A 12,979-nucleotide genomic window follows, 5' to 3' on the forward strand; every position below is an offset into this window, starting at 1 on the left:
AATGGGGAAAAAGCCCGTTGTAATCGGTATCGCTGGTGGATCCGGTTCTGGTAAAACAACTGTAACCAAAGCTATTTATGAGTATTTTAAAGGGCATTCTATTATGCTTCTTGAGCAAGACTATTATTATAAAGATCAAAGCGATGTACCGTTTGAACAGCGTTTGCAAACAAATTACGATCATCCTCTAGCATTTGATAATGATTTGCTGATTGAACACTTGCAAAACTTATTAAATTATGAGAGCATTGACAAACCGGTATATGATTACGCAATTCATACGCGCTCTGAGAAGGTAATTAAAGAAGAACCAAAAGATGTTATTATCTTAGAAGGTATTCTTGTACTAGAAGATCAGCGCTTGCGTAATTTAATGGATATCAAGCTATACGTAGATACAGATGCGGATCTTCGTATCATTCGTCGTATGCTTCGTGATATTAAAGAACGAGAGCGTACGCTTGAGTCAGTTGTTGATCAATACGTATCTGTCGTTCGCCCGATGCATAATCAGTTTGTTGAACCAACAAAACGCTATGCAGATATTATCATTCCTGAAGGCGGTCAAAACCACGTAGCGATTGACTTGATGGTCACTAAAATTCAAACAATTCTTGAACAAAATGCCATTTTATAATAACATAGCATAGATGCAGGAATTTTTTTGAAGACAATGCAGACATATTCTGCTAACTAAACACAAACATTATAAAGAATAGAGAAACGAGCAGCTTCTATTTTGAAGCTGTCATTTCTCTATTAACTGATTTTTCCACAGAGTGGAAAATTTTTTGTACATACAGAAATCGACTGTATACACTAGAGATTTTGAGTTCAAGAAGGAGTGAAGGGATTATGGCACAAGAAAAAGTATTTCCAATGACAGAAGAAGGAAAGCTAAAGCTAGAGCAAGAGCTAGAATATTTAAAAACAGTAAAACGTAAAGAAGTTGTAGAGCGTATCAAGATCGCCCGCAGTTTTGGAGATTTATCGGAGAACTCTGAGTACGATTCTGCAAAAGACGAGCAGGCTTTCGTGGAAGGACGTATTACAACGCTTGAGAATATGATTCGCAATGCGAAAATTATTGAAGAAGATGTAGAAAATTCTTCTATCGTATCATTAGGTAAATCTGTAACATTTGTAGAGTTGCCAGATGGTGACGAAGAAACGTATACAATTGTAGGTAGTGCAGAAGCAGATCCATTTGAAGGGAAAATTTCAAATGATTCGCCAATTGCTAAAAGTCTAATGGGCAAACAAATTGGAGATCAAGTAACTGTTCAAACTCCTGGTGGAGATATGTCAGTGAAAATTGTATCTGTTAAGTAAAACATATGGTTGGAAGCGTTCTACTGAATGCTCGTAAGTAAAAAAGCTGACACGCGTCAGCTTTTTTTATATGATTTAAAAAAACGGAGAGAATAGAAAAGATATGTAGGAAAGGAAAGATGAAGATGAAAGATATCGATTTTACTAAAACAGCGCTTGTTTTAATTGATTTACAAAAAGGGATTGTTCCAATTGGAGGAGACGAAATTGTAGAAAAATCTGTTCAGCTTGTGAATCGTTTCCGCGAACAAAATGGATTTATTAGCTTTGTACGAGTAGATTTTCAAGATGGAAAAGATGCGTTGACGCCAGAAACGGATCAAAAGCCATCTGCTCCTCAAGAAAGACCTGCAGACTGGGCAGAATTCGATCCAAGACTTAATGTTCAAGAGAATGATTACATTGTGACAAAACGTCAGTGGGGAGCCTTTTTTGGGACAGATTTAGACCTTCAGCTTCGCCGAAGAGAAATTGATACAATTGTCCTTTGCGGAATTGCAACAAATATTGGTGTGGAAAGCACAGCTCGTGAAGCATTTCAGTATGGATATAACCAAATTTTTATCACGGATGCCATGGCGACATTTACAAAAGAAGAGCATGAAGCCACTCTTTCTTACATCTTTCCGAAAATAGGAAAGCTACGAACAACTCAACAATTTTTAACGGAAAATGAATAATAAAAACTTGCTGAATCAGCAAGTTTTTTTATGGAATGAAAAAAAGAATGAATATTTCTTAAGATAATGGTTTTAAAAGTAATGGCAACGTCGACACTTGTAAAGAGTGAGGTGTAGTCATGAAAATAATTCACAAGCGAATTTATATTACTCTTATTTTTATTTTATTATTAATTAGTGGACTGGGAGCACGGCTTGTTCAACTCCAGCTTGTCAGCACAGAATCTTTTACTGATAAAAATATTAACTTAATTGAAGGAAGCGTAAAACAGCGTACGCAGGAAATGGTGGTAGACGACGGACGAGGGAAATTCGAAGATAAAAATGGACAGTCTTTAACATCTATCACGCATAATCGCTTAGTCCTGTTTCCATTTTTAGAAAAAATGAAGTGGCCCGTTCAGCAAGTAAGCGAAATTGTGGGAATGCAACCACAGGAATTAACGAACAGACTAGCGAATGCTAAAACACCGGTTGTTATTACAAAAGAATTATCCCATGCACAAGTCGAAAAAATAAATGCATTAAAGGTACCTGGCGTGTTTGGAATTCCTCTAAAAGATGAGCGTCCAGTTCCTCTTGCTGAACATTTAATCGGACTAGAAGCACAAAGCAAACAAATAATTGAAGAGAAGTACAGTGATAAATTGAAAAATGGAGCTATTAAATCAACTACGCCTGTAGGTATCTCAGGGATGCAGAGGGCTTTTGACGAGTTTTTGCTGCCTGAACAAGAGTCTAAGCTCCTTTATCATGTTGATCGACTAGGTGGGCCTATGTTTGGCATCGATGTAAAATATACGGGCACAGCTAACCCTTATTATCCAGTCAGTGTGCGTACGACGCTTGATTTGTCTGCTCAGGAGCTAGTGGAGAATACATTGAATCATTATAAGTTAAAAGACGGAGGAGCCGTCTTAATTGATATAAAAAACAATAAAGTAATTGCGATGGCCAGCAGGCCTTCAATTAATAAGAAAGATCCATTTAAAAAGCAAAACGGTTCAGACAGCGTAGAAAATCGTTTGCTGACGCCGCAAACTCCTGGATCTATATTTAAAACCGTAACAGCAGCTGCAGCGCTTGAACAAAATAAAATTCAGCCTTCTTTTACCTATAACTGCGATAAAAGTATTTATGGCAATAATGTAGAAGAAGATCATCAAAAAGGGCAGCTGACGTTTGAAGAAAGCTTTGCGCAAAGTTGTAATGCAACGTTTGCCCAGCTAGCAAAAGAAATGATAATATCTAATCCGGATATCATTGAACAATATGCTGATAAGTTAGGGCTTCTTCAGCCTGTAGGATGGACGGGTGATGTGTTTCACTTTGAACATTTTAAGCAGTTTTTAGGAGAAAAATCGGGAAGAGTTTGGACAAATGATAGAGAAAAAAAAGTACCAAATGCTGTAGCGCAAACAGCAATTGGACAGCTTGATGTAAAAGTGACTCCGCTTGCAGTAGCAAATATGATGGCGACAATTGCACGGGGAGGAGAAAAGAAGCAGGTAAAAGCGGTAGATGCGCTGGACTATAAAAACAATACGTCACTGTATACGTTTAAAGAGCATGAGCTAAAAGGAGATACGATTAATGAAGCCACAGCTGCTTCTATGCAGCAGCTTTTAAAAGGCGTCGTACAGAGCGAAAAAGGAACAGGAAGAAGATTTCAAACGCTTCCTTATGAAGTGGCAGGAAAGTCAGGAACTGCTGAAATCAATGTGAAGGCCGATATCGTCAATAAATGGTTTGCGGGTTACTTTCCGGCAGATGATCCAAAATACGCAATGGTAGTAGTGGATTTAAATACAAAAAGTGCGATATCTCCCACAAACAGCGTATTTTATGATATTGTTAAAGGGATGTATGACTTAAATACACGTTAAAACAAGAAGAATTTGTAAAAAATATTACAAATATACTTCAAATAAATTTTGATGCTTCATGTATAAGAAAACACATGTTAGAATAAAGCATTATAAAAGTTGGAGGAAATTGTAGCAATGAATAACAATCGTTCTTCAAGACACGAAAACAAAGAAAAAAAAGTAAACCGATTATATAATCTGTTAATTGCTGTCGTAGCGGTTTTAATTGTATTTGTCGGTGGTACGATGATTCTTGGAAACAAGGATAAATCGGATAACCAGGCGGAAACAACTCAAAACAATCCGCAAACAAATGACCAAAAAACGGACAAGACGGCTAAAAAAGACGATGATTCTTCGAAAGATGATCAAGCAACAGAGGATCAAAGCTCTGAGGAAGATCAAAGCTCTGAAGATGACCAAAGCTCTGAAGATGATCAAGCAACCGATGAAGAATCAAACGACTCAGATTCACAGGCTGAAGTAGAGAAAAATCCAGAGCCTGGCGTGGCAGAACGCAAGGTAGATCCTTCATGGGATTCAGTAGGTACATCACAAGATGCTCCTGCAGCAACATATAAAAAAGGATCAACGGACTGGAACGAAATGCTAAAAGCTGTAGGCGAAGGGTCAGGCATTAGCCCAAGCAATATGACCGTATGGCGTCTAGGTAATAACGGTGGCGTAGGTAAAGCTGTAGCTACGGTTAGTCCTAAAGGCAACTCATCAACAAAATACCGCGTTCAAATTGAATGGGTAGATGGAGAAGGCTGGAAGCCCGCAGTAGTGGATAAGCTTCAATAAAAAAAGCAGCGCGCTAGCGCTGCTTTTTTATTTTGAAATGAACAACTGCAGAGTACAGTTTTTTACCTTGTTCATAGTCCACAGACATTTGATGAGATACGCTATGTACCTCAAGTAAAATCGCCTTATTTTGATCAATTTTTTCAGCAATTTGTTTTTCAAGCATTTTAACATCAGGCGCTTCAAAAAATTCTATTTTATCTTCAATCATTTCAAATTCAAAATTCATCTTACGGCCTCCTTACCTCATTACTATAGTATAGCAAATAGAAAGTTAAAAGCTTAAAATATTTGTAAATGAAGAACAAACGATGACTAAAAACATACTATATCCATAAGAATTATTAGTTATGAGGAGGCGTTTTTTATGGGGCTAGAGTTTTTAGATATCTTTGAAAAGTGGGCGAATGAGTATGATGCATCGGTAAGCGGGAAAGATGAACAGTATAGAGAAGTGTTTCGCAATTATAATGAAATCTTAGAATATGTAGCAGACCGTTCAATAGGGCATGTGATAGAATTTGGAACAGGCACTGGAAACTTAACAAAAAAACTTTTAGAAAAAGAACTTACGGTAGTAGGAATTGAGCCGTCAGTGCCAATGAGACAATTGGCACACCAGAAATTAGGAGCAGATGTTTTAGTCACACCGGGAGACTTTTTACAGTTTGATACATCGTTGTTTCCAGCAGAGAGCTTAGTTAGTACGTATGCATTTCATCATTTAACAGATAAAGAAAAAGAAGAAGCTGTGATAAACTATGGAAAGTTACTTCAAACCGGTGGTAAAATAGTGTTTGCCGATACAATGTTTGAAACAGCGGATTCATTTGCTGATACCATTGTTCAGGCAAAACAAAAAGGGTATACGCAACTAGCAGAAGATCTAGAGAGGGAATACTATACAACGATCCCTGTCTTAAAGCAAATCTTTGAAAGCAATGGTTTTCACATAACCTTTACACAATTTAATCACTTTGTGTGGGTATTGGAGGCAACGAAACAATAGTAGAAAGAGGTTTTAAAATGAAAGTAGCAATCATTGGAGCAATGGAAGAAGAAGTGACGATTTTACGCGATAAAATTGAGAATCGTCAAGAAACAGTAATCGCAGGATGTGAATACTCAACAGGAACAATCAGCGGCGTGGAGGTTGTATTATTAAAATCAGGTATTGGAAAAGTAAATGCGGCGTTATCTACAGCCATCTTACTAGAGAAGTTCAAACCTGATTACGTTATTAACACAGGATCAGCAGGCGGTTTCCATCCAGAGTTAAACGTAGGGGACGCGGTTATTTCAACAGAAGTTCGTCATCATGATGTAGATGTAACGGTATTCAACTATGAATACGGTCAAGTGCCAAACTTGCCTGCAGCTTTTAAAGCAGATGAAAAACTAGTTCGCCTTGCTGAAGAAAGCGCTCTTGAAGTAACGGATATGAAAATTGTAAAAGGATTAATTGCTACAGGAGATTCGTTCATGAACGATCCTGTGCGCGTAGAGTTTGTTCGCTCTAAGTTTCCAGACCTTTATGCAGCTGAAATGGAAGCAGCGGCTGTTGCTCAAGTATGCTATCAATTTGGCGTACCGTTTGTTATTCTTCGTGCTCTTTCTGACATCGCCGGCAAAGAATCAAATGTTTCTTTTGAGCAATTTTTAGAAAAAGCAGCTGTTAATTCAACGAAATTAGTATTGAATTTTATTACAAAATTAAAATAAGCTGTTCATAAAATATAGAGTTTGTTTTCGTCTACACTCTGCATCGTTTGTCATAACATGGGGTGTAGACTATATTTTTATCTTAATTCCTACTTTATTTATAGGTTAAGTTATATTATTTCGATAGCGAGGTGTTCAAGATTATGAAGGTAGTCAAAAACGTTCATGAATTGATTGGAAACACACCTATGATTGAGATTACACAATTTGATTTACCTAGGGAAATCAGGATATTTGCCAAGCTGGAATATGTTAATCCAGGAGGAAGTGTAAAAGATCGTTTAGGAAAAGAACTGCTGCAAGAAGCTCTTGGCTCTGGAAGACTGAAGCGAGGCGGAACGCTGGTTGAGCCTACTGCTGGGAATACGGGGATCGGGCTGGCTTTAGCTGCTCTTCAGTACGAAATAAACGTCATACTATGTGTTCCAGAAAAATTCAGTATTGAAAAACAGCAGCTTATGAAGGCTTTGGGGGCAACGGTGGTTCAAACGCCTACTGAAGCTGGTATGAAAGGTGCTATAAACAAAGCTCAAGAGCTGCTGCGTGAAATCCCTGGTTCTTATTGTCCTCAACAGTTTGCTAATCCGGCCAACCCTATGACTTATTATAAAACCTTAGGGCCAGAAATATATGAACAGCTTGATGGAAAAGTTGACGTGTTTGTAGCTGGAGCAGGTACAGGGGGGACATTTATGGGTACAGCGAAATTTTTGAAAGAAAAAAATCCTTCTCTAAAAACAGTCATCGTGGAGCCAGAAGGTTCAATTTTAAACGGGGGGAAATCCGGTCCTCACTTAACTGAAGGAATTGGAATGGAGTTCATCCCTGATTATATGGAGCGATCTTATTTTAATGCTATTCATACTGTTGAAGATGTTTATGCTTTTCAAAGAGTGAAAGAGCTGGCTTTAAAAGAGGGGTTACTAGTAGGTAGCTCTTCAGGAGCAGCCTTTGAAGCAGCCCTGATCGAAGCAAAAAATGCAGAAAAAGGGGCTCATATCGTCACGATTTTTCCGGATAGCAGTGAACGGTACTTAAGTAAAAATATTTACAGTGGAGGAAGATAAGATGAAACGTAAAACACAGTTGATTCATGGTGGAATTGTTGGCGATGAACAGACGGGTGCTGTCTCTGTTCCTATTTATCAAGTGAGTACTTATAAACAAGAGGGAGCGGGAAAACATACGGGATATGAGTATTCGAGAACCGGTAACCCTACACGTCATGCCCTAGAAGAACTTATCAAAGAAATTGAAGGAGGATATGCTGGGTTTGCGTTTGGATCTGGTATGGCCGCTACTACTGCCGTGTTCATGCTGTTTAACAGCGGAGATCATGTGTTAATTACAGATGACGTATACGGAGGAACGTATCGAGTGATCACAAAGGTACTAAGCCGTATCGGCATTGAGGCTACTTTTATTGATACAAGCGATATCCAAAATATCGAGAAAGAAATTCGCCCTAACACAAAAGCCATTTTGATTGAAACTCCAACGAATCCTCTTCTAAAAATTACTGACTTGCAGCATGCTTCTTCAGTAGCTAAACAACACCATTTACTTACCATCGTTGACAACACATTCAGTACGCCGTATTGGCAAAATCCTATCGAAAAAGGCGCAGATATTGTTCTGCACAGTGCAACTAAGTATTTAGGGGGACACAGTGACGTTGTAGCAGGGCTGGCAGTGGTGAATTCGCCTAAATTAGCTGAAGACCTTCATTTTATCCAAAATGCGACTGGAGGCATTTTAGGACCTCAGGATTCTTGGCTTTTAATGAGAGGGATTAAAACATTAGGAATACGAATGGAAGAACACGAATTCAACACGGGGAAAATAGTAGAATTTTTACTTGCCCATCCTGCTGTGGCAAAAGTATATTATCCAGGATTAAAAACCCACCCAAACCACCTCATTGCTAAAAAGCAAGCAAGAGGTTTTGGGGGAATGGTTTCGTTTGATGTGGGAAGCGAAGAGAAAGCGGAAGAAGTACTGAGCAAAGTGAAGTATTTTACATTAGCAGAAAGTTTAGGAGCCATCGAAAGCCTCATTTCCATTCCTTCTAAAATGACTCATGCTTCTATACCGAGCGACCGACGTAAAGAGCTAGGAATTACAGATGGATTAATTCGTATTTCTGTAGGTCTTGAAGATGTAGAAGATTTAATTGAAGACTTAGAAAGAGCATTGGAATAAAGGTGGTAAAAATAGGATTTTTATAGACCTATAGATCTATGATAGAGTAGAGTTATAACATTCTACTGAGAAGGTGATTGTATGAAAGCTCAACACATCAAAGCAAAAATTGAAGATTACAGCCGCTTTATTTACGTCCTTCTAGCCGTAAGTACATTCTTGTATATTGGTGTTATGATTGGCCAAGGTGAAAAAAGTGATATGCAGCTTGGAATAATGGAAGCGATCGTTATTCTTTTTACCGCCCTTGCTTTTTATTTTAGTTATCAAACTAAAAAACTAAAAAAAGAATTAATGAAAGAAAAAGAATAATAGATACAAAAAGGCGATGATCCATCGTCTTTTTTTTATGAGGGTTAAAAAATAAAAAAATTCCCTATTTTTCAAAAAAACAGTTTACTTTTTATAAGTTCGTGGATATAATTACCATTGTAAGGAAAATACTTTATTAAAAGGAGGTCGAGTCATATGTTAAGACGTTTATCAGGTATGGATCATTCAGTTTGGGCTATGTTCAAAAATCGTCTATATATGTATACTATTCGGCCGTGTTCCTGTATCAAGTAACTTTCTTACCTTGATCGTTAAAACACGTTAATTCACCACAGGTGCGAATAGTAGCCCTGTGGTTTTTATTGTTTTTCAGCCACAGGATGCTTATGCATAACTGTGGTTTTTTTTGTATAAGGAGGTGATTGGAATGACACTGAATATTTTCTTTTTAACTATTACCATAAAGTCCCGTCAATACTCAGAGGAAGAAATTAAGCATGAACAGTATGTAAGACAATTAGAAGAAGAAATAAAAGACCGCAAGTATGAATTTTATCGTCATTTCTAATTTGAATAGTGGAAAGGAGTGGATGAATGATGATTAATCAAAAAGGATATATCGTTGTATGGCTGCTTGTGGAGAAAGATTCCACCTAAATGACTAGTAGGGGGAGTAATGATGTGTTTGCTGCGGATTATCATTTGGAAATTATTTTAAAAAAAGAGCGGAAAGAAGGATTAATTCTCCTTCTTTCCGCTCTTTTTTTTCTCTTTTTCGGCTCTGTAAAATTCGTGAAACATTTTCATCAGCGCTCGCTTTTCAATTCGCGAAACATAACTTCTTGAAATATTTAATTCCTTTGCAATTTCTCGCTGGGTTTTTTCATCCTGCAAATCCAAACCGAAGCGGCCAACAATTACTTCTTTTTCTCGATCATCGAGGATATCGATGTATTCTTTTATTTTTTCTAATTCCATATTTAGTTGAATCATATCAATTACATCGTCTGATTCTGATTTTAATACATCAATCAAACTGATTTCATTTCCTTCTTTATCCTGGCCAATTGGATCATGCAGCGACACATCTTTTTTTGTTTTTTTGAGCGCTCGCAAGTGCATCAATATTTCATTTTCAATACAGCGTGCGGCATAAGTAGCTAATTTTGTTCCTTTTCCTTGCGAATAACTTTCGATTGCTTTAATTAAACCGATTGTCCCAATTGAAATTAAATCTTCCGCATCCTCTCCCGTGTTTTCAAACTTTTTAACAATATGCGCAACGAGTCGGAGATTGTGTTCAATAAGAAGGTTTCGCGCTTCTTGATCTCCTTGTTCCATTAAAGATAAATATCTCTTTTCTTCAGCAGCAGACAAGGGTTGAGGAAACGCATTGTTTTTTACGTAGGAAACAAGGAAAACCAATTCTTTAAAGAAATAGCCTAGTGCGGTAAATAATGCAGACATCTCTTCACCTCCATAAGGGGATATCAACCTGTGAGAGACTAACATTACACTATATGTAAAAAGAAGGATGTCTTTGCCTGTACGTTTAAAATTCCCCCCAGGGACAAGAGAGTTTGAAAAAGTCCACAGATTTTTCTTTAGAGATAGTTACCAGCCTATACAGAGAAAAAGTATGTACATACGCTAGTAGTAGTTCATAGTGTAAGGAGGGAGAGTATGTACGGTTACGGAGGCTGCTGTTATCCTAATTATCCAGCTTACCCATGCGGAGGAGGGTTCGGCTGGGGACTTGGATTGTTGATTGTTCTATTTGTTCTGTTATTAATTTTCGGAAGCTTCTATTGGTTTTTTAGCTGCTGGTGTTAAAAAAAACTCATGCATGTGCATGAGTTTTTTTAGATGACATATCCTACCGAATAGAACTATTCATTTTTAAGAATTCTTAAGGAATTTTCGCTTTGTTTCTTAAAGAAGATGATTTATTCTATAATTAAGAAAAGAAGCAAGATGATAATATTCCTTTGTAAAAGTAAATGGAGCTCTATACTTTTTTTAGCTTGAACGTACTAATCATCAAGCAAGCGAGTACGATAATTAAAAACATATAAAAGTGTGAAGGCAAATAAGGGACGCCCAAGTAGCTAAGAGTTAATAAACAACCTGCTGCGGTAATAGGGAGCCCTGTAAAATACCCAGTATTTTCTGTGATGTTAAAGCGGGCAAGACGAAGTGCTCCGCAAGCAATGTAACAGATGGTAACAATTGAACCTGCAGCACCAAAGTGAGATAAAATACTTTGATAAAGTAGTAGAGCTGGAGCGATGCCAAATGATATAATATCGCACATGGAGTCCAGTTGTTTTCCAAGTTCAGATTCAATTTGCAGCTTTCTGGCTACCATGCCGTCGAATCGGTCTGCTAACGCTCCTAAAAAAATTAGTAATAAACTTAAGTTCAATTCATTTTTCATGACAAATAAAATAGCAAAGCTTCCTAAACTTAAATTAACAATCGTTAAGGAGTTTGCCGCTTGGGATCTCAGCTTTTTAATTGTATGATCTAGATAGTCTAATAAAAACAATTTCCTCACTCCTTTAAAGGATGGAATGAACTAAAGGTAAAAATAATGGTAATTTCATTGTAGACGCAAACCTTATTCTAGTAAAGAACTATTCAGTATGTGGAGGTAAAATTATTGTTGCAGCACCTGTATCGAACGTTTATTGAGCTTACGAATCACCAGGGATCATCGAAGCTCATTCGAAAATTCACTTTCTCTAAATGGAGTCGGTTTATTATACCCTCCTATACAAAAGTTTTTAAAGTAAATAAAGAAGAAATGGACAAGCCTCTGCATCATTATCAAAACTTACACGAGCTATTTATTCGTCGTTTGAAGCCTTCTGCCCGTCCGGTCGATCAGCAGAAAGACAGCGTTGTCAGTCCTGTAGATGCAAAGATAGAAGCATATGGAGTCATTACGCCTCAAAAAGAAATGATTGTAAAAAACAAACCTTATTCTATACAGGAAATGGTTTCAAATGATCTCATTCTTGAAAAATATATAGAAGGACAGTTTATCATCCTCTATCTTAGTCCAAAAGACTATCATCGCATTCACAGTCCTCTTAAAGCACAAGTAGGGAATACGTGGACCGTTGGACAAAAGTCTTATCCAGTAAATTCATTAGGAATCAAGTATGGGAAAGAACCGCTTGTGAAAAATTTCCGGAAGCTCACGGAGTTAACATTTGAAAATGGTCACATGCTGATGGTAAAAGTAGGAGCCATGTTTATAAACAGCATTGAAGCGGTTTATAAAAAAGAAGTAGTCGAAAAAGGGGAAGAAATGGCTTACTTCACGTTTGGCTCGACTGTCATTTTATTATTTGAGAAGAACTCAATCACTTTTGATTCTAACGTCCACTCAGGTTCTTACGTAAAATGTGGAGAACCAATTGCTCATTTGAAAAAATAGAGCCTATATAATAAAAGAGTAGATAGATAAATGAAGATGCAGCTTTCTTTTATTAAGAAGGCTCTTTTATTCGTTAAGAAGGCTCTTTTATTCGTTAAGAAGGAATTTGTATGCTAATCTTTAATGATCTTCTTTCAATTTCCTCTTCAATTAATTTTATAAAATCAGGGCTTAATTGCAGTTCGGTTGCTTTGCTGTATGACTCAATAAGCAGCTCATCTGATAATTTTCTCATAAGATTGCCGCCACCTCCTACTAAAATAAATATCCTAAAAAGTTATATTTAAATGCTAATAAATTCCTTATTTATAATCTAACATGAATCAAATAAAGGAACAATCGTTCTGTTATCCACAGCTTTCGGTGGATAAAATGTGGGTATGTTGTTTATAATTACCATTAATTGCTGAACTATAACAGAGGATAATGTGTATAACCTTATCCACATAGTTGGGGTTATCATTTTTTGTCGAAAACTTTTAACAGAATTTGTTTACCACTTACCCTATTTGATAAGTAATAAACGTTTTCTGCACTATTTTTTATTTTAAGTTTGCAGTGGGTAAATATATCGTAAGCTCACGAACAAATGGAGGTTTACTGCCTTTTGTCAATAACTTTCTGTATAAAGTTAAAGCATTCACAAGGCATAT

17 protein-coding genes are annotated in these 12,979 nt (G+C 37.0%); 13 read left to right on the forward strand and 4 right to left on the reverse strand.

The window, feature by feature from the left end; all coding sequences use genetic code 11:
• Window position 1: 1 nt before the first annotated feature.
• The 5 genes from udk to ACWATA_RS01595 all read left to right on the forward strand — a co-directional run bounded on the left by udk (window position 2) and on the right by ACWATA_RS01595 (window position 4,684).
• Window positions 2-637: a uridine kinase gene (gene udk, locus ACWATA_RS01575; protein WP_028411675.1), complete on the forward strand. Its 636-nt coding sequence runs from the start codon at window positions 2-4 to the stop codon at window positions 635-637.
• 218 nt (window positions 638-855) lie between these two features.
• Window positions 856-1,332: a transcription elongation factor GreA gene (greA, locus tag ACWATA_RS01580; RefSeq protein WP_013059279.1), complete on the forward strand. Its 477-nt coding sequence runs from the start codon at window positions 856-858 to the stop codon at window positions 1,330-1,332.
• A 119-nt stretch (window positions 1,333-1,451) separates the two neighbouring features.
• The gene (locus ACWATA_RS01585; protein WP_373921253.1) at window positions 1,452-2,012 is read left to right on the forward strand and encodes an isochorismatase family protein; all 561 of its coding nucleotides are present in this window, start codon (window positions 1,452-1,454) and stop codon (window positions 2,010-2,012) included.
• A 119-nt stretch (window positions 2,013-2,131) separates the two neighbouring features.
• Window positions 2,132-3,898 carry a peptidoglycan D,D-transpeptidase FtsI family protein gene (locus ACWATA_RS01590; protein WP_028411673.1) on the forward strand — a complete coding sequence of 589 codons (1,767 nt, stop codon included), beginning with the start codon at window positions 2,132-2,134 and terminating at the stop codon, window positions 3,896-3,898.
• 117 nt (window positions 3,899-4,015) lie between these two features.
• Window positions 4,016-4,684, forward strand: coding sequence for a YrrS family protein (locus ACWATA_RS01595; RefSeq protein ID WP_473049553.1), 669 nt, complete (start codon window positions 4,016-4,018; stop codon window positions 4,682-4,684).
• 13 nt (window positions 4,685-4,697) lie between these two features.
• On the opposite strand, the gene ACWATA_RS01600 is transcribed toward ACWATA_RS01595, so the two are convergent.
• A complete protein-coding gene (locus ACWATA_RS01600; protein WP_033579671.1) occupies window positions 4,698-4,913 on the reverse strand; it encodes a YrzA family protein in 216 nt (71 codons plus the stop codon).
• 138 nt (window positions 4,914-5,051) lie between these two features.
• Between ACWATA_RS01600 and ACWATA_RS01605 the strand changes: the two genes are divergently transcribed.
• From ACWATA_RS01605 to ACWATA_RS01630, 6 genes are all read left to right on the forward strand, one after another.
• Entirely contained in the window at window positions 5,052-5,693 is a 642-nt protein-coding gene (locus ACWATA_RS01605) for a class I SAM-dependent methyltransferase (protein ID WP_013059274.1), read from the forward strand.
• A 17-nt stretch (window positions 5,694-5,710) separates the two neighbouring features.
• Window positions 5,711-6,406 carry a 5'-methylthioadenosine/S-adenosylhomocysteine nucleosidase gene (gene mtnN / locus ACWATA_RS01610; RefSeq protein ID WP_028411671.1) on the forward strand — a complete coding sequence of 232 codons (696 nt, stop codon included), beginning with the start codon at window positions 5,711-5,713 and terminating at the stop codon, window positions 6,404-6,406.
• A 143-nt stretch (window positions 6,407-6,549) separates the two neighbouring features.
• Window positions 6,550-7,473, forward strand: a complete 924-nt coding sequence (locus ACWATA_RS01615; protein ID WP_028411670.1) for a PLP-dependent cysteine synthase family protein — start codon at window positions 6,550-6,552, stop codon at window positions 7,471-7,473.
• Between the two features lies 1 nt (window position 7,474).
• A complete protein-coding gene (locus ACWATA_RS01620) occupies window positions 7,475-8,608 on the forward strand; it encodes a bifunctional cystathionine gamma-lyase/homocysteine desulfhydrase (RefSeq protein ID WP_165635132.1) in 1,134 nt (377 codons plus the stop codon).
• Window positions 8,609-8,689: 81 nt separating this feature from the next.
• Window positions 8,690-8,920 carry a YrhC family protein gene (locus tag ACWATA_RS01625; RefSeq protein WP_028411668.1) on the forward strand — a complete coding sequence of 77 codons (231 nt, stop codon included), beginning with the start codon at window positions 8,690-8,692 and terminating at the stop codon, window positions 8,918-8,920.
• A 388-nt stretch (window positions 8,921-9,308) separates the two neighbouring features.
• Window positions 9,309-9,449 (forward strand): YrzI family small protein, encoded by a 141-nt coding sequence (locus tag ACWATA_RS01630; protein ID WP_014458165.1) that lies wholly within the window; start codon window positions 9,309-9,311, stop codon window positions 9,447-9,449.
• A gap of 170 nt (window positions 9,450-9,619) precedes the next feature.
• Here the strand turns inward: ACWATA_RS01630 and sigK are convergent, their stop codons facing one another.
• Window positions 9,620-10,348: an RNA polymerase sporulation sigma factor SigK gene (sigK, locus tag ACWATA_RS01635; protein ID WP_013059268.1), complete on the reverse strand. Its 729-nt coding sequence runs from the start codon at window positions 10,346-10,348 to the stop codon at window positions 9,620-9,622.
• A gap of 216 nt (window positions 10,349-10,564) precedes the next feature.
• Here sigK and ACWATA_RS01640 point away from each other — a divergent pair, with 216 nt between their 5' ends.
• A complete protein-coding gene (locus ACWATA_RS01640; protein WP_014458166.1) occupies window positions 10,565-10,714 on the forward strand; it encodes a hypothetical protein in 150 nt (49 codons plus the stop codon).
• Window positions 10,715-10,889: 175 nt separating this feature from the next.
• Here the strand turns inward: ACWATA_RS01640 and pssA are convergent, their stop codons facing one another.
• The gene (pssA, locus tag ACWATA_RS01645) at window positions 10,890-11,429 is read right to left on the reverse strand and encodes a CDP-diacylglycerol--serine O-phosphatidyltransferase (protein ID WP_165635133.1); all 540 of its coding nucleotides are present in this window, start codon (window positions 11,427-11,429) and stop codon (window positions 10,890-10,892) included.
• Window positions 11,430-11,543: 114 nt separating this feature from the next.
• On the opposite strand from pssA, the gene ACWATA_RS01650 reads away from it, so the two are divergent.
• The gene (locus ACWATA_RS01650; RefSeq protein WP_099331299.1) at window positions 11,544-12,326 is read left to right on the forward strand and encodes a phosphatidylserine decarboxylase; all 783 of its coding nucleotides are present in this window, start codon (window positions 11,544-11,546) and stop codon (window positions 12,324-12,326) included.
• Between the two features lie 94 nt (window positions 12,327-12,420).
• Here ACWATA_RS01650 and ACWATA_RS01655 read toward each other — a convergent pair whose 3' ends face one another.
• Window positions 12,421-12,561, reverse strand: coding sequence for a sporulation histidine kinase inhibitor Sda (locus ACWATA_RS01655; protein WP_013059264.1), 141 nt, complete (start codon window positions 12,559-12,561; stop codon window positions 12,421-12,423).
• Window positions 12,562-12,979 lie beyond the last annotated feature (418 nt).

It is taken from the genome of Priestia sp. USM5 (assembly GCF_058323215.1).

Excerpts from the sequence above, each read along its gene's own strand:
- ACWATA_RS01615 (WP_028411670.1), top strand. The coding sequence starts at position 6,550 with ATGAAGGTAGTCAAAAACGTTCATGAATTGATTGGAAACACACCTATG.
- ACWATA_RS01625 (WP_028411668.1), top strand. The coding sequence starts at position 8,690 with ATGAAAGCTCAACACATCAAAGCAAAAATTGAAGATTACAGCCGCTTT.
- sigK (WP_013059268.1), bottom strand. The coding sequence starts at position 10,348 with ATGTCTGCATTATTTACCGCACTAGGCTATTTCTTTAAAGAATTGGTT.
- greA (WP_013059279.1), top strand. The coding sequence starts at position 856 with ATGGCACAAGAAAAAGTATTTCCAATGACAGAAGAAGGAAAGCTAAAG.
- udk (WP_028411675.1), top strand. The coding sequence starts at position 2 with ATGGGGAAAAAGCCCGTTGTAATCGGTATCGCTGGTGGATCCGGTTCT.
- ACWATA_RS01620 (WP_165635132.1), top strand. The coding sequence starts at position 7,475 with ATGAAACGTAAAACACAGTTGATTCATGGTGGAATTGTTGGCGATGAA.
- ACWATA_RS01600 (WP_033579671.1), bottom strand. The coding sequence starts at position 4,913 with ATGAATTTTGAATTTGAAATGATTGAAGATAAAATAGAATTTTTTGAA.
- ACWATA_RS01640 (WP_014458166.1), top strand. The coding sequence starts at position 10,565 with ATGTACGGTTACGGAGGCTGCTGTTATCCTAATTATCCAGCTTACCCA.
- ACWATA_RS01655 (WP_013059264.1), bottom strand. The coding sequence starts at position 12,561 with ATGAGAAAATTATCAGATGAGCTGCTTATTGAGTCATACAGCAAAGCA.
- ACWATA_RS01605 (WP_013059274.1), top strand. The coding sequence starts at position 5,052 with ATGGGGCTAGAGTTTTTAGATATCTTTGAAAAGTGGGCGAATGAGTAT.
- ACWATA_RS01590 (WP_028411673.1), top strand. The coding sequence starts at position 2,132 with ATGAAAATAATTCACAAGCGAATTTATATTACTCTTATTTTTATTTTA.
- ACWATA_RS01630 (WP_014458165.1), top strand. The coding sequence starts at position 9,309 with ATGACACTGAATATTTTCTTTTTAACTATTACCATAAAGTCCCGTCAA.
- ACWATA_RS01585 (WP_373921253.1), top strand. The coding sequence starts at position 1,452 with ATGAAGATGAAAGATATCGATTTTACTAAAACAGCGCTTGTTTTAATT.
- mtnN (WP_028411671.1), top strand. The coding sequence starts at position 5,711 with ATGAAAGTAGCAATCATTGGAGCAATGGAAGAAGAAGTGACGATTTTA.
- ACWATA_RS01595 (WP_473049553.1), top strand. The coding sequence starts at position 4,016 with ATGAATAACAATCGTTCTTCAAGACACGAAAACAAAGAAAAAAAAGTA.